The organism is Streptomyces sp. AB3(2024), assembly GCF_041862025.1.
Lineage (GTDB): Bacteria > Actinomycetota > Actinomycetes > Streptomycetales > Streptomycetaceae > Streptomyces.
In genome coordinates, this window is sequence record NZ_JBGWAB010000149.1 from 1 (window position 1) to 18,059 (window position 18,059).

17 protein-coding genes and 1 pseudogene are annotated in these 18,059 nt (G+C 72.3%); 4 read left to right on the forward strand and 14 right to left on the reverse strand.

The features are described 5' to 3' along the window. The 3 genes and pseudogenes from ACEPPI_RS35165 to ACEPPI_RS35175 form a co-directional block, all read right to left on the reverse strand. Nucleotides 1–946: pseudogene (locus ACEPPI_RS35165) on the reverse strand (hypothetical protein); the annotation flags it as partial. Between the two features lie 135 nt (nucleotides 947–1,081). Continuing rightward, nucleotides 1,082–1,243 carry a hypothetical protein gene (locus tag ACEPPI_RS35170; RefSeq protein ID WP_373919320.1) on the reverse strand — a complete coding sequence of 54 codons (162 nt, stop codon included), beginning with the start codon at nucleotides 1,241–1,243 and terminating at the stop codon, nucleotides 1,082–1,084. Between the two features lie 113 nt (nucleotides 1,244–1,356). Beyond that, the gene (locus tag ACEPPI_RS35175) at nucleotides 1,357–1,608 is read right to left on the reverse strand and encodes a helix-turn-helix domain-containing protein (RefSeq protein ID WP_373919321.1); all 252 of its coding nucleotides are present in this window, start codon (nucleotides 1,606–1,608) and stop codon (nucleotides 1,357–1,359) included. 66 nt (nucleotides 1,609–1,674) lie between these two features. Here ACEPPI_RS35175 and map point away from each other — a divergent pair, with 66 nt between their 5' ends. Next, complete coding sequence (map, locus tag ACEPPI_RS35180) at nucleotides 1,675–2,442, forward strand: type I methionyl aminopeptidase (RefSeq protein ID WP_373919322.1); 768 nt, start codon at nucleotides 1,675–1,677, stop codon at nucleotides 2,440–2,442. A gap of 7 nt (nucleotides 2,443–2,449) precedes the next feature. On the opposite strand, the gene ggt is transcribed toward map, so the two are convergent. Further along, nucleotides 2,450–4,249, reverse strand: a complete 1,800-nt coding sequence (gene ggt, locus ACEPPI_RS35185; protein WP_373919323.1) for a gamma-glutamyltransferase — start codon at nucleotides 4,247–4,249, stop codon at nucleotides 2,450–2,452. A gap of 101 nt (nucleotides 4,250–4,350) precedes the next feature. Between ggt and ACEPPI_RS35190 the strand changes: the two genes are divergently transcribed. Beyond that, nucleotides 4,351–5,076: a hypothetical protein gene (locus tag ACEPPI_RS35190; protein WP_373919324.1), complete on the forward strand. Its 726-nt coding sequence runs from the start codon at nucleotides 4,351–4,353 to the stop codon at nucleotides 5,074–5,076. On the opposite strand, the gene ACEPPI_RS35195 is transcribed toward ACEPPI_RS35190, so the two are convergent. From ACEPPI_RS35195 to murJ, 5 genes are read right to left on the reverse strand one after another with little or no spacing between them, the layout of a single operon-like run. Then, nucleotides 5,036–6,343: a cytochrome P450 gene (locus ACEPPI_RS35195; protein ID WP_373919325.1), complete on the reverse strand. Its 1,308-nt coding sequence runs from the start codon at nucleotides 6,341–6,343 to the stop codon at nucleotides 5,036–5,038. The genes ACEPPI_RS35190 and ACEPPI_RS35195 overlap by 41 nt on opposite strands. A 53-nt stretch (nucleotides 6,344–6,396) precedes the next feature. Next, nucleotides 6,397–6,918: a hypothetical protein gene (locus tag ACEPPI_RS35200; protein WP_373919326.1), complete on the reverse strand. Its 522-nt coding sequence runs from the start codon at nucleotides 6,916–6,918 to the stop codon at nucleotides 6,397–6,399. Beyond that, a complete protein-coding gene (locus ACEPPI_RS35205; RefSeq protein ID WP_373919327.1) occupies nucleotides 6,915–8,360 on the reverse strand; it encodes an ATP-binding protein in 1,446 nt (481 codons plus the stop codon). Before ACEPPI_RS35205 ends, ACEPPI_RS35200 begins: the two co-directional genes overlap by 4 nt. A gap of 10 nt (nucleotides 8,361–8,370) precedes the next feature. Next, nucleotides 8,371–9,060, reverse strand: a complete 690-nt coding sequence (locus ACEPPI_RS35210; RefSeq protein WP_373919328.1) for a response regulator — start codon at nucleotides 9,058–9,060, stop codon at nucleotides 8,371–8,373. Nucleotides 9,061–9,082: 22 nt separating this feature from the next. After that, on the reverse strand, nucleotides 9,083–10,822 hold the full coding sequence (murJ, locus tag ACEPPI_RS35215) for a murein biosynthesis integral membrane protein MurJ (protein ID WP_373919329.1): 1,740 nt from the start codon (nucleotides 10,820–10,822) through the stop codon (nucleotides 9,083–9,085). A gap of 299 nt (nucleotides 10,823–11,121) precedes the next feature. On the opposite strand from murJ, the gene ACEPPI_RS35220 reads away from it, so the two are divergent. Both ACEPPI_RS35220 and ACEPPI_RS35225 read left to right on the forward strand, forming a co-directional pair. Further along, nucleotides 11,122–12,348: an Ig-like domain-containing protein gene (locus tag ACEPPI_RS35220; protein WP_373919330.1), complete on the forward strand. Its 1,227-nt coding sequence runs from the start codon at nucleotides 11,122–11,124 to the stop codon at nucleotides 12,346–12,348. A 110-nt stretch (nucleotides 12,349–12,458) separates the two neighbouring features. Continuing rightward, nucleotides 12,459–14,048, forward strand: coding sequence for a CocE/NonD family hydrolase (locus tag ACEPPI_RS35225; RefSeq protein ID WP_373919331.1), 1,590 nt, complete (start codon nucleotides 12,459–12,461; stop codon nucleotides 14,046–14,048). A gap of 30 nt (nucleotides 14,049–14,078) precedes the next feature. Here the strand turns inward: ACEPPI_RS35225 and ACEPPI_RS35230 are convergent, their stop codons facing one another. The 5 genes from ACEPPI_RS35230 to ACEPPI_RS35250 form a co-directional block, all read right to left on the reverse strand. Continuing rightward, nucleotides 14,079–14,957: an amino acid ABC transporter permease gene (locus tag ACEPPI_RS35230; protein WP_373919332.1), complete on the reverse strand. Its 879-nt coding sequence runs from the start codon at nucleotides 14,955–14,957 to the stop codon at nucleotides 14,079–14,081. Continuing rightward, nucleotides 14,954–15,598, reverse strand: coding sequence for an amino acid ABC transporter permease (locus tag ACEPPI_RS35235; RefSeq protein ID WP_373919333.1), 645 nt, complete (start codon nucleotides 15,596–15,598; stop codon nucleotides 14,954–14,956). Before ACEPPI_RS35235 ends, ACEPPI_RS35230 begins: the two co-directional genes overlap by 4 nt. Nucleotides 15,599–15,614: 16 nt before the next feature. Further along, nucleotides 15,615–16,547: a glutamate ABC transporter substrate-binding protein gene (locus ACEPPI_RS35240; RefSeq protein WP_373919334.1), complete on the reverse strand. Its 933-nt coding sequence runs from the start codon at nucleotides 16,545–16,547 to the stop codon at nucleotides 15,615–15,617. An 11-nt stretch (nucleotides 16,548–16,558) separates the two neighbouring features. Further along, nucleotides 16,559–17,302, reverse strand: a complete 744-nt coding sequence (locus ACEPPI_RS35245; protein WP_373919335.1) for an amino acid ABC transporter ATP-binding protein — start codon at nucleotides 17,300–17,302, stop codon at nucleotides 16,559–16,561. Nucleotides 17,303–17,428: 126 nt separating this feature from the next. Then, a complete protein-coding gene (locus tag ACEPPI_RS35250; protein ID WP_373919336.1) occupies nucleotides 17,429–17,869 on the reverse strand; it encodes a DUF6278 family protein in 441 nt (146 codons plus the stop codon). Nucleotides 17,870–18,059 lie beyond the last annotated feature (190 nt).

Consider the following 18,059-nt stretch of genomic DNA (forward strand, 5'->3'; position numbering starts at 1 on the left):
CGGCGGTGGCCCCGCCCGCGAACCGGGCGCCGCGCGGGGCGGGGAGGGGGGCCGTCGGGGCGGCGGCCACGGCGGCGGCCGGGGGTGCGCCCGCGTACCGGGCCCCACCGGCCCTGCGCGCTCCCCGCAGCCACCGCCCCTCGGCCCTCCCGACCGGGACCGACGGCGACTCCGGCTCCGGACCCGGCTCCGGATCTCGCTCCGCCTCCCGGCGCCATTCCCGGTCCGGCCCCAGGGGCGGCTCCGGCCACGGCTCCCGGTCCGGCAGGGGCTGGAGCGGTGGCTCCGGGTGCTGGTGCCGCGCCCGGTCCGGGTCCGGACCCGGCTCCGGCTCCGGCCGCCACTCCCGGTCCCGGTCCGGACCCGGCTCCGGCCGCCACTCCCGGTCCCGGTCCGGACCCGGCTCCGGCCGCCACTCCCGGTCCCGGTCCGGACCCGGCTCCGGCCGCCACTCCCGGTCCGGGCCCGGCTCCGGCTGCCGCTCCCGCTGCCTCGGGACCCCCGCCAGTGGCAGTGCCCGCAGGCGGGTGGTCAGGTCCGCGTGCCGTGCGGCGGCGCGGGCCGTGTCGTCGCGGGTCCAGGCGAGCTCCCGGGCCAGGGCGGCCGCCTCCCCCGGGTCGGCGGTGCCGCCGAGCCGGTCGGTCAGGCTGCGCAGGGCCGCCTCCGAGGCGGCCCACTGCCCGGCCGCCACGTCGAGCTGGAGCCGCAGCTCCCGCCCCCCGCCCGGCATCGCGTCCCACGCGGCGACCGCGGCGGTCCGCAGCCCCGCCGCATGGGCGGCCTCCCGGGCCCTGCTCCCCGGATCCCCGGGGAGGTCCCCGAGCAGCGACTCCAGTACGTCCCACGGCGGTATCGCGACCCCCTCCAGGCAGGCCCGCACCCCACCCGGATCCCGCCGCAGGAACTCCCCGTACCAGCCCGCCCCGGGGTCCAGTCTCCGCGTCAAACCCCGGACGTATTCAGTGAGTTGCCCGATCACCAGCGCAGTCGGCGTCTCCATGACCGCATTGGATCCCACCCGTGTTACGGGCGGGCTACGGGAGTCTCAAAGCTTGACGGCGAGCCGGCCCGCGCGGGCCGGCTACTCGCGCCGCGGGAGCCCGTCGCCCCGGTGGGGCAGGACCAGGTCGCCGGGGTCCTTGGCGGGTGCCCGGACATCGGGGTCGGCGCAGGCCGCGAGCAGCAGGCCGCTCGCGAGGAGGGCGCCGAGCGCGGCGATACCGAGGCGTTTCGTTTCGTTCACGGCTGGCATGCCGTCAGGCCTGCCCCGCGCCCCGGCGCCGCCACCGCCGGTTGCGCCGATCGGCCTCGGGACACTCCCCCGGCACGGGCGTACCGCCGCGCGGGGTTCCGCCGTCAGGCGGGTACGAGGACGCAGGCGCGGACGAGTTCGTCCAGGGAGAGGCCGAGGGCCTCGGCCAGCGCGGCCACCGTGAAGAACGCGGGGGTGGGGGCGCGCCCGGTCTCGATCTTGCGGAGGGTCTCGGAGGAGAGTCCCGCGCCGGCCGCGACCTCCACCATGCTGCGGTCACCGCGCGCCTTGCGCAGCAGCGCGCCCAGACGCTCGCCGCGCTCGCGCTCTTCGGGGGTCAAGGGGGTACGGACCATGCCCCCAGCCTACCCCTCCGCCCCCAATAATCATCCCGGTAAAGTTATACCGGTATAGTTATTGGCATGGTGGAACTGAAGACGAACCGAGAGATCGACGAGATGCGCGCCGCCGGCCGGGTGGTCGCCCGCGCCCTGGCCGCCGCACGCAGGGCCGCGGAGGTAGGGGTGTCCCTGCGGGAACTGGACTCCGTGGCCCGCACGGTCCTGCGCGGGGCCGGGGCCTCCTCCCCCTTCCTGGGCTACCGGCCGCGGTTCGCGCCCGTGCCCTTCCCGGCGGTGGTGTGTGCCTCGGTCAACGACGCGATCGTGCACGGCATCCCCGACGACTACCGGCTGGGCGACGGCGACCTGGTCAGCATCGACTGCGGGGCGGAGCTCGGCGGCTGGGTCGGGGACGCCGCCGTCAGCTTCACGGTCGGCCGGCCCCGCCCCGCCGACCTGCGCCTGATCGAGACCGCCGAGGCGGCCCTGGCCGCCGGCATCGCCGCGGCCGTGCCCGGCAACCGGATCGGCGACATCGCGCACGCCGTCGGCACCGTCTGCCGCACCGCCGGCTACGGCATCCCGGACGGCTTCGGCGGCCACGGCGTGGGCCGCACCATGCACGAGGACCCCGGCGTCCCCAACGAGGGCCCGCCGGGACGCGGCACGAAGCTGCGCCCCGGCATGGTCCTCGCGATCGAGCCGATGCTGATCGCGGGCGGCACGGACGACTACGCCTGCGACGCCGACGGCTGGACCCTGCGCACCGTCGACGGCAGCCGGGCCGCCCACGCGGAGCACACGGTCGCCGTCACCGCCGACGGCCCGAGGATCCTCACCGCCCCGTAGACCCGCCCTACGGCTTCCCGTAGGGGCGGACGACCATCGCCGAGCCGCCGCCGCGCCGGGTGGTCTCGGCCGCGGCCAGCCAGCGGCCGTCCGGCAGGCGCTCGACGCCGGTGGCCGCGCCGATCTCGGGGTTCTGGCGGAAGCCCTGGCCGAGGGCTTCCAGCTCGGTGCGCACGGGGCTGTTCCAGAGCCCGGGTTCCAGTTCGGTGGTGGTCTGGTTGCGCTGGCTGGCGCGCGGGGCGGCGATGGCGTCGACCAGCGGCAGCCCCCGGTCCAGGCGGCCCAGCAGGGTCTGCAGGACGGTGGTGATGATGGTGGCGCCGCCCGGCGAACCCACGGCCAGGACCGGCCGTCCGTCCTTGAGGACGATGGTCGGGGACATCGAGGAGCGCGGGCGCTTGCCCGGCCCCGGCAGGTTCGGGTCGGGCACCCCGGGGGCGGCCGGGGCGAAGGAGAAGTCGGTCAGCTCGTTGTTGAGCAGGAAGCCCCGCCCCGGGACGGTGATCGCGCTGCCGCCGGTGGACTCGATGGTCAGGGTGTAGGAGACCACGTTGCCCCAGCGGTCGGCGACCGTCAGGTGGGTGGTGTTCTCCCCCTCGTAGGTGGTCGGGGCCACCTGGCCGGTGGTGGCGCAGGGGGCCGGGTGCCGGGGGTCGCCCGGGGCGAGCGGGCTGGTCAGGGCGCGGTCCGGCCTGACGAGGCAGGCGCGGGTGTCCGCGTACCGCTGCGAGAGCAGCTCGCGGGTCGGGACCTGCTCGGCGGCCGGGTCGCCGACCCAGCGGCCCCGGTCGGCGAAGGAGATCCGGGAGGCCTCGATGTAGCGGTGCAGGTACTGCACCTCGGAGAGCTTCGAGAGGTCGGTGCCCTCCAGGATGTTCAGCGCCTCGCCGACCGTGGTGCCGCCGGAGGAGGAGGGCGCCATGCTGTAGACGTCCAGGCCCCGGTAGCCCACCTGGGTGGGGGCCTGCCGTTTGGTGGCGTACGCGCTCAGGTCGGCGGTGGTCAGATCGCCGGAGCGCACGACACGGGTGGCCGCCGGGTCGACGGGAGGCGTGCGGACGGCCCGGACGATGTCCTGCGCGAGCGGGCCACGGTAGAGGGCGCCGGTGCCCTTGCGGGCGAGTTCGGCGTAGGTGGCGGCCAGGTCGGGGTTCTTGAAGGTGGAACCGACGACCGGCAGTTGCCCGCCGGGCAGGAACAGCTTGCGGGTGTCGGGGAAGTCCTTGAACCGGTCCTGGTTGAGCTCGGTCTGGGCCCGGAAGGTGGCGTCCACGGTGAAGCCGTCCCGCGCCAGCTTCTCGGCGGGCCGCAGGAGCTGCCCCAGCGGCCGGGAGCCCCAGGCGTCGAGGGCGCTCTTCCAGGTGGCGGGGGTGCCGGGGACCCCGACCGAGCGGCCGCTGGTCTGCCCCTGGTCGAAGGGGATCGGGACGCCGTTCTCCTGGAACAGGGTGGCCGTGGCGCTCGCGGGCGCGGTCTCGCGGCCGTCGATGGTGTGCACCCGGCGGGAGGCGGCGTCGTAGTACACGAAATAGCCGCCCCCGCCGATGCCCGCCGAATACGGTTCGGTGACGCCCAGCGCGGCGGCGGTGGCGACGGCGGCGTCCACCGCGTTGCCGCCGGCGCGCAGGACCGCGATCCCGGCGGCGGAGGCGTCCGCGTCGACGCTGGCCACGGCGCCGCCGTAGCCGGCGGCCACCGGGACCTTGGGCGGTGCGGCGGTCTCCCGTGGCGGCGCGGCGGCCCCCGTCGAGACGAGCGCCCCGGCGAGGGCTACGAGCGCTAACTGACGTGCTGCGGGACGGCGCATCCGGTTCCTCCAGTCGACGGCCTGTCAGACCTGCGAGGCGCAGCGTAACTTCACGGAACCGCCCGCGTCAGGAAGGCCGGGCGGCCGTTACCATCCGCCGCATGAACGACGACGTGCGCAACATCGTGCTCGGGGTGGCGGCCACCGCCGTCAGCGGCGGGTTCGGCTGGTTCTTCCGGACCTACCTGTGGCGCCGCGAACTGCGCCGCAAGCAGGCCTTCTTCGGCCTCCCGACCGGCTCCGACTGCCTGTTCGTAGTCAACCGGCAGATGGGCGGAAAGGATTCCTCCCTGCACCGCAACGACGCCTTCGCGCTGCTGGAGATATCGGCCCTGATCCGCGACTGCGGGGCGACCGTGCAGATCGTCCCCCACGACACGGCCCGGCAGGGCTTCGGCGAGCGCGCCGAGTTCTGCGTGGGCGGTCCCTCCTCCAACTCGCGTACGACGGCGCACCTGGCGTCCCTGCTGCCGGGGGTGCGGATGGTCGTCGCGGCCGAGCCCGCCGAGGACCGGGGGGCGATCACCGTGGGCGGCCTGACGTACCGCTGGGAGGTGGGCGCGGCCGAATACGTACTGCTGGCGCGGCTGGTGACGGAGCGGGGCACGCGACCGGTGTTCGTCCTGTCCGGGCAGACGGCCAACAGCAACCAGGCGGCCGCCCGCTACCTGGCCAGGCACCACCGGGAGCTGGCGCGCGCACACCGCGGCGACTCCTTCTGCCTCCTGCTCAAGGTGATCAACTCCGACGCCTACGGGCCGGACGTGACCGAGCTCGTCGCGGACGTCACGCGGGCGGCCCGGACACCCGTAGCGGCAGCCGCGTGATCCCGTTGATGAAGTTGGACACCAGTCGGCGCGGCTCCCCCACGAGTTCGGGCGCGGGCAGGGCGGTGCGCCATTCCTCGTGGAGGGTGCGCAGCTGGAGGCGGGCGAAGTGGGCCCCGAGGCAGACGTGGGGGCCGTCGCCGAAGGAGACGTGCGGGTTCGGGGAACGGCCGGGGTCGAGGCGGTGCGGGTCGGCGAAGACGCGTTCGTCGTGGTTGGCGGAGGCGTGGAAGACGACCACCTTGTCCCCGGCACGGATCGGCTGACCGGCCAGTTCGGTGTCGCGGGCGGCGGTGCGCCGGAAGCTGAGCACGGGCGGGTGGACGCGCAGGAGCTCCTCCACGGCCCGGTCGGCCGGGGCACTGCCGTCGGCGATCCGGCGGTAGGCGTCGGGGTTCCGGGCTAGGGCGAGGAGTCCGCCGGGGGCGGCGCTGCGGACGGTGTCGTTTCCGGCGACGGTGAGCAGGAAGAAGAACATCTCCAGTTCGGCGGGGTCCAGTCCGGCCTGCGCGAGGACGGTCATCACGTCATCGCCCGGGTGCGCGCGTTTGTGCGCGGCCAGTTCCCGGGCGTACGCGAACATCTCGCCGAGCAGCGCCGGGGACCGCGGGTTCAGCGGGGTGCCGTCCGGGCCGAGGAGCGGCGCGGGGGCGTCCTCGGGGTCCTGGTAGCCGATGACCCGTACGGTCCACTCCAGCAGCAGGCCCCGGTCGGCGGCCGGAACGCCCAGCAGGTCCGTCAGGTTCAGCAGGGCGTACTCGTCGGTGACGGACGCCACCACGTCGACGGTGCCGTCCTCGGCGCCGTCCCGGGCGGCGGCCAGCAGGGTGCGGGCCCGCTCCCGGACCCGGCCCGCGAAGGCGTCGACCCGGGCGGGGGTGAAGGCGCGGGCGACCAGGCGCCGCAGCCGGCCGTGCGCGGGCGGGTCCTGGTTGAGCATGGTGCCGCGCAGGAACGGCAGGTCGCCGGGGTCGGGGTCGCGGATCTGGGTGGCGCCGATCCAGGAGGAGTACGTGGTGTGGTCGCGCAGGACGCGGACGACGTCGGCGTGCCTGGTGACGGCCCAGAACCCGGGGCCGGCGGGCCAGCCCCCGACCTCCGGCTCCTCCTGCCAGGCGACCGGACGGTGGTCGCGCAGCAGCCGGTAGCGCGCGTGCGGGACGCCCGCGGCGTACAGGCGCGGATCGAACACGTCGGGGATCCCGGGGACGTCGGGGATCCCGGGGACGTCGGAAGTGGTGCCCGGGGCTGCTGCGGCGCGGTCCATGGTCCACACGGTGGCGGCCCGCGGGGCGCCCCGCAAGGGTGCCGGGGCCCGTGTCAGCGCCCGGCCTCGCAGCGGGTGGGCTCCAGTTGGGTGTCGGGGCCGCGCACCGCCACCTGGACGGTCGGTCCCGCGGTGGACACGGCCGTGCACACCAGCTGCTTCAGGCCGAGCGGGTCGAGCGCGGCCACCGGGAAGGGGACGCGGACCTCCAGGTGGAACTCCGAGGTGAAGAAGGCCCTGACTCCCCCGGCCGCCCCCGCGTCCAGCGGCGGCAGCCGGGTGCCGAGCCCGACCTCCTGCTCCACCGTGCCGGGTCCGCGCAGCAGCAACTGCAGGCTGCCCTGCGGGCTGTTGTCGGCGTAGTCGGGATAGGGCGAGGGGACCAGGCGCCCCTCGCCGGTGACGAAGTACGCGATCGAGGCCCGGGAGGGCGCTGCGACCAGCACCCGGGCGGCGGAGCCGCTCTCGACGACCCCGGTGGGTTTGATCCCGCAGCCCGCGACCAGCGGCGGGCCGAGCAGGGCGGCGGCCACGGCCGCGGCGGTGCGGCGGCCGGACGCGGAACGGAGGGTCACGCGGTGGTCTCCAGGGGCATGTCGAGGGTGAACACGGCTCCCCCGTCGGGGGCGTTGGCCGCGCTCAGGGTGCCTCCGTGCAGCCGGACGTTCTCCAGGCTGATGGCGAGCCCGAGGCCGCTGCCGGCGGAGCGGGTCCGGGCGGCGTCGGCCTTGAAGAAACGGTCGAAGATGTGCGGGAGAACCTCGGCGGCGATGCCGGGCCCGCTGTCGGCCACCTCGACCAGCAGGCGTTCCCCGTCGTCGCGGGACTCGGTGCGCACCGCGATCCGTACGGGGGCGCCGCCGTGCCGCAGGGCGTTGCCGACGAGGTTGGCGAGGACCACGTCGAAGCGGCGCGGGTCGAGCCGGGCGCGGAGTCCGTGCGGCAGGTCGGCGCTCACCCGCCCGTCGTCCCAGTGGCGTCGCTCCAGGGTCTTGCGCACGGCCTCGGCCACGTCCACGTCGTCGAGGTTGAGTTCGGCGGCGCGGGCGTCGAAGCGGGAGATCTCCATCAGGTCCTCGACGAGGACGGCGAGCTTCCCGGTCTCGGCGCTGATCAGCCGCAGTGCCTTGGCGGTGTCGGGGTCGAGCCGTTCGGCGTCCTCGTCGAGGACCTCGGTGACGGCGAGCATCCCGGCGAGCGGGGTGCGCAGTTCGTGGGAGACGTCGGCGGCGAACCGACGGGCCCGGACCTCCGCCTCCCGCAGTTCGGCGACGGACTCTTCCAGGGCTCCGGCGGTCTCGTTGAAGGTGCGGGCCAGCCCGGACAGTTCGTCGGCGCCGCGGACCTCGATACGGGTGTCGAGGCGCCCGCGTCCCATGCTCTGGGCGGCCCGCCGCAGGTCGCGCACGGGCCGCAGGACGCTGCGGGCGGCGAGCAGGGCGGGGACGACGGCGATGGCGAGGCCGGGGATGGCGCCCTGCCGGGCGGCCTGGACCATGGCGTCGACGGTCTGCTGCTCGGTGAGCAGCGGCATGACGGCGTAGAGGACGGCGCCGGTCGGCTCGCGGACGCCGTGGTGGGTGAAGACGGCGGGCATGGCGATGGTCAGGTACGGCTCGCCCCGCTCGTCCTCGACCCGCTGGAAGGCGCCGTGCGGATGGTCGGCGACCTGGGCGCGCAGGGCGTCGGTGACGATGCCGGAGGTGGTGGGGGTGACGTTGGAGGAGGCGCGCAGGGTGCCGTACTCGGCGTAGACGGTCCAGGGGTGGGGTTTGCCGCGCTTGCCGATCTCGTTGACGACCCGCTGGAGCTGCGCGCGGTCCATCGGCAGGGTCAGGGCCTGGGCCTCCAGTTGGTCGCGCAGGGTACTGACGGCGGTGTCCTGGCTCTGGGTGAGGACGGCGCTGCGGGCCTGACGGTAGGTGAGGGCGGCCGTGCTGACGGCGCAGATGGCGGCGACGAGGAGGAACGCCGCGATCAGACGGGTACGCAGCCCCAGCGGCGCGAACTTTCGCACGGCAGCAGTCCTAACGCGGTCCGAGCGGTCCGAAGCGGTAGCCGAAGCCCCGCACGGTCTGTATGTAGCGGGGGTTGCCGCCCGGTTCCTCGATCTTGTTGCGAAGCCTGCGCACGCAGGCGTCCACGAGCCGGGCGTCGGCGTGGTAGCTGTGCTCCCACACGTATTCCAGCAGCTGTTGGCGGGAGAAGACCTGCTCGGGCGAGGCCGTCAGGTGGAGCAGGAGTTTGATCTCGCTGGGGGCGAGGGGGACGCGTTCGCCGTTCTTGGCGACGGTCAGGCCGGCTCGGTCGACGGCGAGTTCGCCGTGGTGTTCCACGCCGGGGCGGCCCCCGGGGTCGCTGAGGCGGCGCAGCACGGCCTTGATGCGGGCTTCGATGATCTCGGTGCGGGCGGGTTTGACGATGTAGTCGTCGGCCCCGGCCTCCAGGCCGACGACGATGTCGAAGTCGTCGCCGCGCGCGGTGAGCATGATGATCGGGACCTCGCTGGTCTCGCGGATCCGGCGGCACACCTGGACTCCGTTGATCCCGGGCAGCATGAGGTCGAGGAGCACCAGGTCGGGGTGGAAGCCGCCCATGAGGGCGAGGCCGGCCTCGCCGGTGTCGGCGGCTCTCACCTCGTGGCCGCGGCGGCGCAGGCCGAGTCCCACCCCTTCCCGGATGGAAGGGTCGTCCTCGATCAGCAGTACGCGTGGCATCCGGTCAGTATCCCAGGGTGTTTCATACGGTCTCCTCCCGCTTTCGGCCGGTCTTGCGCCGCAGGGAGTCGATCAGGTCGGTGATCTCCGTCAGGCGCAGGGGCCCGGCGAGGAGTACGACGACCAGCGTGAGCACGATGGTTCCCGCCCCGGCCGCCGCGTAGGCCCCGAGGCCGTCGGCGGCCCTGGCCGTCGCGTACGCGACGGCCCCCGCGGGCAGGCAGGCGGCGAGCAGGCGCAGGTGGGTCCCGAGGGCCGTGGGGCGGGCGGCGGTACGGGGCCGGGCGCGCGGGCCGAGCCGGCGCGCGAGGGCGTACGCGGTCACGGCGGCGCCGGCCGTGAAGGCGATCGAGGTGGCCGCGGCCATGCCGGTCACGGCCCAGCGCAGCGGGAGGACGGCGTACGCGGCGTAGGAGAGCCCGGCGTTCAGGGCGACGATGACCAGGTTGAGGAAGAAGGGGGTCCGGGTGTCGGAGAGGGCGTAGAAGCCGCGGGCGAGCACGTACTGGGCGGAGAAGGCGATGAGACCGGGCGCGAAGGCGATGAGCATGCCGGCCATGACCTCGACGTCGGCGGCGCTGACGTGCCCGTATCCGGCGACGCAGTCCATCAGCCACGGGGCGAGCGCGGCGAAGAGGGCGGCGGCGGGCACGACGAGGGCGGCGCTGGAGCGCAGCGCGTAGGAGATCTCCCTGCGCACTCCCGTGAGGTCGCCGTCGGAGGCGGCGGTGCTCATCCGGGGCATCAGGGCGGTCACCAGGGAGACGGTGACGATGCCCTGGGGGACGATCCACAGCTGGTAGGCGTTGGTGTAGGCGGCGTAGCCGGCGTCGCCCGCGAGCCCCGCTTCGTGGGCGAGCCTGCCGGTGATGGTGGAGAAGCGGGTGACGACCCAGTAGGCGATCTGGTTGCTGAACACCAGCAGGACGAGCCAGCCCGCGTTGCGCAGGGGGCGGGCGAGGCCGCTGCCGCGCCAGTCGAAGCGGGGGCGCCAGCGGAAGCGGGCGGCGCGCAGCGAGGGAATCAGCGCGAGGGCCTGGACGACGATCCCGGCGGTGGTGCCGATGCCCAGGAGGCGGGTCCCGGCGGCGGTGAGTCCGTCGGGGGCGCCGTGGGAGAGGTACAGGAAGAGCCCGAACACGGCGATGACGACGGCGTTGTTGAGGACGGGGGTCCACATCATCGCGCCGAACCTGCCGCGCGAGTTGAGTATCTGCCCGAGGAGGGTGAAGAGGCCGTAGAAGAAGATCTGCGGGAGGCAGAACCGGGCGAGCGCGACGGTGGTGTCGCGCTGGGCGCCGCTGTAGTCGGTGTATCCGTCGATGAGGAGCGGTGCGGCGAGCACGGCGACTGCGGTGAGCACCACGAGGGCCAGGGTGCAGGCGGTGAGCAGCCGGTCGGTGTAGGCGGCCCCGCCGTCCTTGTGTTCCTTGGCGGCCCGGATCAGTTCGGGGACGAAGACGGCGTTGAGCGCGCCTCCGACCAGCAGCATGTAGATGATGTTGGGGACGGTGTTGGCGACGGCGTAGACGTCACCGAGGGGGCCGGTGGTGAGTGCCGCCACGACCACCGCGGAACGCAGGAAGCCGGTGGCCCGGGAGACGATGGAGCCGGCCGCCATGAGCGCGCCGCTGCGCAGGACCGAGCCGCCTCCCGCGGGCGCCTTCCGGCCCGCGTCGGCATCGGCCCCGGCTTCGGCTCCAGCTCCGGCTCCTGCTCCGGCTCCGGCCGCGCGGGGGTCGGTGCGGGTGCTGGCTTCCATCGAGGTGTGTTCCCTTCACCTGGTCGAAGGTGGAGGGTAACCCGGTCCCGCCCGACGGTCCCGCTCCGGCCCCGGTCGTGCGCTCGCGGCGGCATCGGCGTCCCGCCAGTGCTTTTCGGCCTTTGCTCCGGGACCAAAGTCCTTTCCGGAACGGACCCTTTCATGTGACCGAACGGCAACTGTTTCGCTGCGGTGCACGTCACAACCCCGGAGGACGATGTTTTCCGCGGAATAGGGAACCTAGAGTCGTGTCGTCCGCTCCTTGATTACGGACGACCATTACTTCGGAGGGGTTTTCGTTGAGCCGCACACGCCGTACCGCACTGCCGCGTCGTCGGGTCCGCCAGGTGGCGCTGGCCGGCACCGCGCTGCTCGCCGCCGCGCTGACCGCCTGTTCGGGTGGCGCCGACGGGGGCGCGGACGGCGGCGGCGCCAAGGCGGACGCGAAGAACAAGCCGGCCATGGCCGTCTCGGTGAACCTGACGGGCGACCAGGTCAAGGCGGGCGAGCCGGTCAAGGTGACCATCGCCGACGGCAAGCTGGCGCAGGTGAAGGTGACGGACGGCAAGGGCGGTGAACTGGCCGGGCAGATCGCCGCCGACGGGAAGACCTGGACCTCGGGACGCAACGCCGCGCCGAACACCGACTACAAGGTCGAGGCGCAGAACACCGACAGCCAGAACGCGAACACGCAGTTCAAGACCTCGGCCGCCGACAAGGTGAACAAGGTCTCCATCAACATTTCGAAGGGCAGCACGGTCGGCGTCGCGATGCCCGTCTCGCTCGTCTTCGACAATCCGGTGAAGAACAAGGCCGAGGTCGAGAAGCAGCTGAAGGTGACCACCTCGAACAACACCGAGGGTTCCTGGGGCTGGTTCAAGGACTATTCCGGCAACGACCGGGTGGACTGGCGGCCGAAGGACTACTGGAAATCCGGCACGGACGTGAAGGTCGAGATGAACCTGAACGGCGTGGACTCCGGCGCGGGCGGCGGGCTCTTCGCCCGCGATTACAGCACGGAGTTCAAGATAGGCAAGGACCGCCGGATGGAGGTGAGCCTCGACACGAAGAAGATGTCGGTCACCGAGGACGGTCAGGTCGTGAAGACGGTCCCGGTCTCGGCGGGCACTCCGGGCGGCCAGAAGGCCTCCTGGTCCGGGAAAATGGTGCTGATGGCCAAGGAGGGCACCATCCGGATGGACTCCCAGACGGTGGGTCTCGGCGACGCCTACGACAAGATGGTCGACTACTCGATGCGCCTGACCTGGTCGGGCATGTACGTGCACGCAGCCCCCTGGAACTCCGCCAACTTCGGCAGCGCCAACACCAGTTCCGGCTGCGTCGGCATGAGCGACGCCAACGCCAAGTCCGTATACGAGCAGGTGCAGGCCGGCGACCCGCTCGAAGTGGTCGGCAGCGGCTCCAAGGGCAAGGCCGACCTCGGCAACGGCTACGGCGAATGGAACCTGTCCTGGGACGCGTGGAAGGCCAAGAGCGCGCTGGCCGGCGGCGCCCAGAGCGGCTGATCCCCGATCGATTGTTACCACCACGTAACTTACCGGCGGGTTACCTTCGGTAAACCCCTCCCGTTACCGTCGGGTCACTTCAGGACACCGGCGCACGCGAGGAGCGATCGATGAAACCCCGCCCCACCACCGCGGCGGCCGCGGTCGCCCTGCTCGCGGCGACCGCCCTGGGCCTGGCCCCCCACCAGGCCCAGGCGGCCCCCGCCGCGCCCGCGTCCTCGGCCCCGGCCGCCTCCCCGGAACTGCGCTTCCACGACATTCCCGGCTCCGGAGGCATCACCCTCAAGGGCAACGTCTTCACTCCCGCCGGCGCGGAGCCCGGCCGGAAGTACCCGCTGATCGTGCTCCCCAGCAGCTGGGGCCTGCCCCAGATCGAATACATCGCCCAGGCCCGGAAACTCGCCGACTCCGGTTACGTGGTGGTCGGTTACACCTCGCGCGGCTTCTGGCTGTCCGGCGGCGAGATCGAGACGGCGGGCCCCGCCGACATCGCGGACGTCTCCGCCGTCATCGACTGGGCCCTCGCCACCACGCCCGCGGACCCCGGCCGGATCGGCCTCGGCGGGGTCTCGTACGGGGCCGGCATCAGCCTGCTGGCCTCCGCACACGACCCCCGCGTCAAGGCCGTGGTCGCGCTCAGCGGATGGGCGGACCTGATCGAGTCGATCTACTCCGGCCGCACCGAGCACCGCCAGGCGGCCGGCCTCCTCGGGGCCACCGGATACCTCACCGGCCGCCCCGGCCCCGAACTCCGGCAGATCCTCGCCGACTTCCTCGGGTCGAGGCTGGACAGGGAACAGGCGATGATCGACTGGGGGAGGAAGCGCTCCGCCTCCGAGCAGATCGACCGGATCAACGCCAACGGCGCCGCGATCATGCTGGGCAACGCCTGGGGCGACACCGTCTTCCCGCCCAACCAGTACACGAAGTTCTTCGAGGGGCTCACCGGCCCCAAGCGGCTGGAGCTGCGCCCCGGCGACCACGCCACCGCCGAGGGCACCGGCCTCCTCGGCCTGCCCAACGACACCTGGACCAACGCCCACCGCTGGTTCGACCGCTATCTCAAGAACGACCGCAACGGCGTCGACACCGAGGCCCCCGTCCAGATCAAGTCCCGCAGCGACAACGGCTACGAGGGCTACGCCGACTGGAAGTCGGTCGGCTCCGGCGGCACCGAGCGCATCCCCCTGAATGACAGCGAGCACGTCTTCGCGAACGTCGACTCCGGGGCCAACGGCGGCGTGGTCATGCTCTCCAGCGTCCTCGACCAGTTCTTCAAGGCGCCCCCCGTCACCTCCGTCCCCCTCCTCCCCCGCGCCTTCGCGGCCGTCTGGCAGTCCGGCCGCTACCAGGAGGAGCGCCGGATCCGCGGCACCGTGCGCCTGCACACCACCGTCACGCCCACCAAGGGCGACGGCACGTTCGTCGCCTACCTCTACGACGTGGGCCCCCTCGGCCTCGGCAAGCTGGTCAGCAACGCCCCGTACACCTTCCACGGCAAGACCCCCGGGCAGCCCTTCGGCGTGGACCTGGACCTCTTCTCCACCGCCTACGACGTGCCCGCGGGCCACCGGCTCGCCCTGGTCGTGGACACGGTCGACCCGCTCTACATCGAGCACAACCCCGCCGGCGCGCAGCTGACCTTCTCCTCGCCGCGCACCGATCCCTCGTACGTCTCGGTACCGCTGCGCGAGCAGTGATCCCGGCTGCCGCCGGGGCGGGGCGGATCCTCACCGCCCCGGCAGCACCGTCTCGGGTTCCGCGGCGGCGACTTCGACGGCGGCGGTCTTCGGGCTGCGCCGCTCCCGCCGGGCCACCCAGGTGGCGAACCAGGACAGCAGCATGCACATCCCGATGTAGATCGGCGAGATGATCATCACCACGGGGATGAACGGCAGGTCGTAGTCGAGGTTCGAGGCGATCAGCTTGCCCGCGTGCAGGAACTCCTCGTAGGTGATCAGGTAGCCCAGCGAGGTGTCCTTCAGCGCCACCACCAGCTGGCTGATGATCGTGGGCAGCATCGCACGGACGGCCTGCGGGGCCAGCACGAACGTCATGACCTGCGTCTTGCGCATGCCGAGGGCGTACGCCGCCTCGCGCTGGCCCCTCTCCACGGAGTTGATGCCCGTACGGAAGACCTCGGCGAGCACCGATCCGTTGTACAGGGTCAGCCCCGCCACCAGCGCGGGCAGCGGCTGCGCCTTGAGCGCGACGAAGATGAAGAAGATCATCACCAGGACCGGCATGGCCCGGAAGAACTCCACGCACAGCGTCGCCGCCCAGCGCACGGGCCGGTGCACCGAGAGCCGGCCGGCGCCGAGCACCGCGCCGAGCAGGAGCGAGAGCACCGAGGCGTAGGCGAAGGCCTTGAGGGTGTTGCCCAGCCCCCGCAGGAGCAGTTCCTGGATGCCCTTGTAGGTGAAGGGGCTCCACTTGGCGGCGGTGAACTGCGCGGTGTCGAAGAGCAGGTAGAGGATCCAGGCCAGCAGCCCGAGGAGCACCACCGTCGACACGACCCCGTAGAGGAGGTGACGGCGCCGGGTGCGGGGGCCGGGCAGGTCGTAGAGGGCCGTGGACTGAGTGTCCCCGTGGAGCGCGTGCGCGGTCATCGGGCGACTCCGTAGCGCTTCTCCAGTACGTGGAAGAGCGCGCTGATGGACAGGGTGATGATCAGGTACCCCACGGCGATCCAGACGAAGGTCCAGATGATGTTGTAGCCCAGCTCGCTCAGCGTCTTGTACGTGCCCAGCAGCTCGTTCACGCTGAAGGCGCCGGCGATCGCGGAGTTCTTGGCGAGGGCGATCAGCGTGGAGCCGATGGGCGGGATCACCGACCGGAAGGCCTGCGGCAGCACCACCGTGCCCAGTGTCTGCCCGAAGGACATCCCCAGGCTGCGGGCCGCCTCTCCCTGCCCCTTGGGCACCGTGTTGATTCCCGAGCGCAGCACCTCGCAGATGAAGGCGGAGGTGTAGCAGCCCAGCGCCAGGACGGCGAAGACCTGGAAGGGCAGCACCAGCCCGAAGCGGGGCAGGCCGAGCAGCACCGCGAAGAAGAGCAGGGTGAGCGGGGTGTTGCGCAGCACGTTCACCCAGACCGTGCCGAAGACCCGGAAGGAACCGACGGGCGCGACCCGGAAGGAGGCCATCACGAAGCCCAGGACCAGGGCGAGGAGGGAGCCGTAGAAGGTCAGCTGGACGGTGCCCCAGAAGCCCTTCCCGTAGAGCGCGAAGTTCTCGGTGAGTACGTGCATGGCGGTGGCTCTCCCCTCAGCTCGCCGGGTAGCGGTCGATGGGCGGTGGTGTCGGGGCGGGCTTGCCGGAGAGGCCGAGGGTGGCCTCGTAGGCCTTCTTCCAGTCGCCGTTCTTCTCGTGCTCGGCCAGCGCGTCGTCGATGGCGAGGCGCAGGGCGGTGTCGGAGCGCGGCACGCCGATGCCGTACGGCTCCCGGGAGAAGGGTTCGCCGACCACCTTGAGCTCGCCGGGGACCTTGGCGGCGTATCCGAGGAGGATGGAGTCGTCGGTGGAGACGGCGTCGACCTGGTAGGTCAGCAGGTTGTCCACGCAGACCGAGTAGGTGTCGTAGGCGACGAGGATCGCCTCCGGGTGCTCCTTCTGGAGCCGTTGGTAGGGCGTGGAGCCGGCGGCCGAGCAGACCCTCTTGCCCGCGAGGTCGCCGGGGCCCTTGATGTCCTGCTCGTCCTTGCGGACCAGCAGGGACTGGCCGGCCATGAAGTAGGGGCCGGCGAAGCCGACCTGCTTCTTGCGGTTGTCGTTGATCGTGTAGGTGCCCACGTAGTAGTCGATCTGGCCGTTCTGGAGGGCGGTCTCGCGGTTGGCGGAGGAGATGGTCTTGAACTCGATCGTCTTGGGGTCGAAGCCGAGGGAGGCGGAGATCATCTTGGCGATCTCGATGTCGAACCCCGAGTAGGTCCCGCGCGCGGGGTCCTTCTCCCCCATGTACGGCTGGTCCTCCTTGGCCCCGACCACGAGGTGGCCGCGCTTCCTCGCCCGCTCCCAGGTGCGGGACTCGGGGAGCTCGAAGCCGGTGGCCACCTTGTACGCGGGCAGGTCCCCGGGCTGCGGGCCCTTGACCGGAGGGCTGCCGGGCTTGCCGCAGGCGGTGGCCGCGAGGAGGGCCAGGATCAGGGCGAGGGCGCGCAGGACGTGCGGGGTGCGCGCGCGACGGGGAGTGTGTCTCATCGGGCCGCCCCTCAGTGCTTGAGGATCTTGGAAAGGAAGTCCCGGGCCCGCTCGCTCTCGGGTGCGGTGAAGAACTCCTCCGGGGTGCGGTCCTCGACGATCTTTCCGTCGGCCATGAAGACGACACGGTTGGCGGCGGAGCGGGCGAAGCCCATCTCGTGCGTGACGACGACCATCGTCATGCCGTCGGCCGCGAGCTGCTGCATGACCTCCAGCACCTCGTTGATCATCTCCGGGTCGAGCGCCGAGGTGGGCTCGTCGAAGAGGAGGGCCTTGGGGCTCATGGCCAGGGCACGGGCGATGGCCACGCGCTGCTGCTGGCCGCCGGAGAGCTGGGCGGGGTACTTGTCGGCCTGGTTCGCGAGGCCCACCCGGTCCAGGAGTTCCCGGGAGCGCTTGTCCGCCTCCTCCTTCCCGCGCTTCCTGACCTTGACCTGCGCGAGGGAGACGTTGGCGAGGACGGTCTTGTGCGCGAAGAGGTTGAAGGACTGGAACACCATCCCGACCTCGGCGCGCAGCCGGGCCAGCTCCTTGCCCTCGGCGGGCAGGGGCCGGCCGTCGAGGGTGATCGTGCCGGACTCGATGGTCTCCAGCCGGTTGATGGTCCGGCAGAGGGTGGACTTACCGGAACCGGAGGGGCCGATGATCACCACCACCTCCCCGCGGCCGACGGTGAGGTCGATGTTCCGCAGGACGTGCAACTGCCCGTAGTGCTTGTTGACGTCCCGCAGCTCGATCAACGGATCGACGGCCATACGCTGCCCTGCCCACTTGTCGGTGTGTCGAGGTCAGCGCAAACTATCCAGCCGCCGCAGGGGCTTCACCGCGACACGCCTAAAAGCCACATAAAGCGCATCGGCGCTTCAGTCCCCCGAGGCGGATCAGCCCTCGGAGGCCTCCGCGTAGGCCTGGCTGAGTTCCGGGGAACCGGTCATCGCCCAGGACACCCCCGACTCGACCACGTCGAGCTCCCGCCCCGAGGCGAGCCGGATCACGGGTCGGCCGTTGGGCCACGACTGCCAGGCGGATCCGCGGAGGGTGCGGACGATCACGGTGCCGAGGTAGAACCCGGCGTCGCTGCCCAGCCACGGGACGGCCTCGGGGTCCCGTCGCCAGCGGGGCATCAGCTGGTCGAGGGCCTCCAAGGAGCCCGGGGTCTGGTCGAGTTCGAGCCCGGCCGCCCTCGCCTGCGCCCGCAGCATCTCGCACTCCGAGAACAACTCGGCGACGCCCTCGGGGTGATCCGCGAGGGCGGCGGCGAGTCCCGCACCCTGTTCCGTTTCGTGCCGGTTCAGCCAGTTGGCCAGGAAAGGGATGTTCATACCGCCCAGCCTGGCACCAGGACCCTCGGCTGGCCACAGGGCGCGCCTTGATCCCTCGCCCGGTTCCGCACCGGGCCGGGCTACCGGGGCTAATCGCAGTGCATCGGGCTTCAGCCCGGTGGTGAAGCGATTCTCAGAACTGCTCTGACCCGCAGGTCACAGCGGACGATTCTGCTGCTCGATGTACTGA

What these genes read in the sequence shown, in the direction of transcription:
- map (WP_373919322.1), top strand. Translation starts at nt 1,675, where the DNA reads ATGGTGGAACTGAAGACGAACCGAGAGATCGACGAGATGCGCGCCGCC.
- ACEPPI_RS35235 (WP_373919333.1), bottom strand. Translation starts at nt 15,598, where the DNA reads ATGCACGTACTCACCGAGAACTTCGCGCTCTACGGGAAGGGCTTCTGG.
- ACEPPI_RS35195 (WP_373919325.1), bottom strand. Translation starts at nt 6,343, where the DNA reads ATGGACCGCGCCGCAGCAGCCCCGGGCACCACTTCCGACGTCCCCGGG.
- ACEPPI_RS35230 (WP_373919332.1), bottom strand. Translation starts at nt 14,957, where the DNA reads ATGACCGCGCACGCGCTCCACGGGGACACTCAGTCCACGGCCCTCTAC.
- ACEPPI_RS35250 (WP_373919336.1), bottom strand. Translation starts at nt 17,869, where the DNA reads ATGAACATCCCTTTCCTGGCCAACTGGCTGAACCGGCACGAAACGGAA.
- ACEPPI_RS35225 (WP_373919331.1), top strand. Translation starts at nt 12,459, where the DNA reads ATGAAACCCCGCCCCACCACCGCGGCGGCCGCGGTCGCCCTGCTCGCG.
- ACEPPI_RS35175 (WP_373919321.1), bottom strand. Translation starts at nt 1,608, where the DNA reads ATGGTCCGTACCCCCTTGACCCCCGAAGAGCGCGAGCGCGGCGAGCGT.
- ACEPPI_RS35210 (WP_373919328.1), bottom strand. Translation starts at nt 9,060, where the DNA reads ATGCCACGCGTACTGCTGATCGAGGACGACCCTTCCATCCGGGAAGGG.
- ggt (WP_373919323.1), bottom strand. Translation starts at nt 4,249, where the DNA reads ATGCGCCGTCCCGCAGCACGTCAGTTAGCGCTCGTAGCCCTCGCCGGG.
- ACEPPI_RS35240 (WP_373919334.1), bottom strand. Translation starts at nt 16,547, where the DNA reads ATGAGACACACTCCCCGTCGCGCGCGCACCCCGCACGTCCTGCGCGCC.
- murJ (WP_373919329.1), bottom strand. Translation starts at nt 10,822, where the DNA reads ATGGAAGCCAGCACCCGCACCGACCCCCGCGCGGCCGGAGCCGGAGCA.
- ACEPPI_RS35190 (WP_373919324.1), top strand. Translation starts at nt 4,351, where the DNA reads ATGAACGACGACGTGCGCAACATCGTGCTCGGGGTGGCGGCCACCGCC.
- ACEPPI_RS35245 (WP_373919335.1), bottom strand. Translation starts at nt 17,302, where the DNA reads ATGGCCGTCGATCCGTTGATCGAGCTGCGGGACGTCAACAAGCACTAC.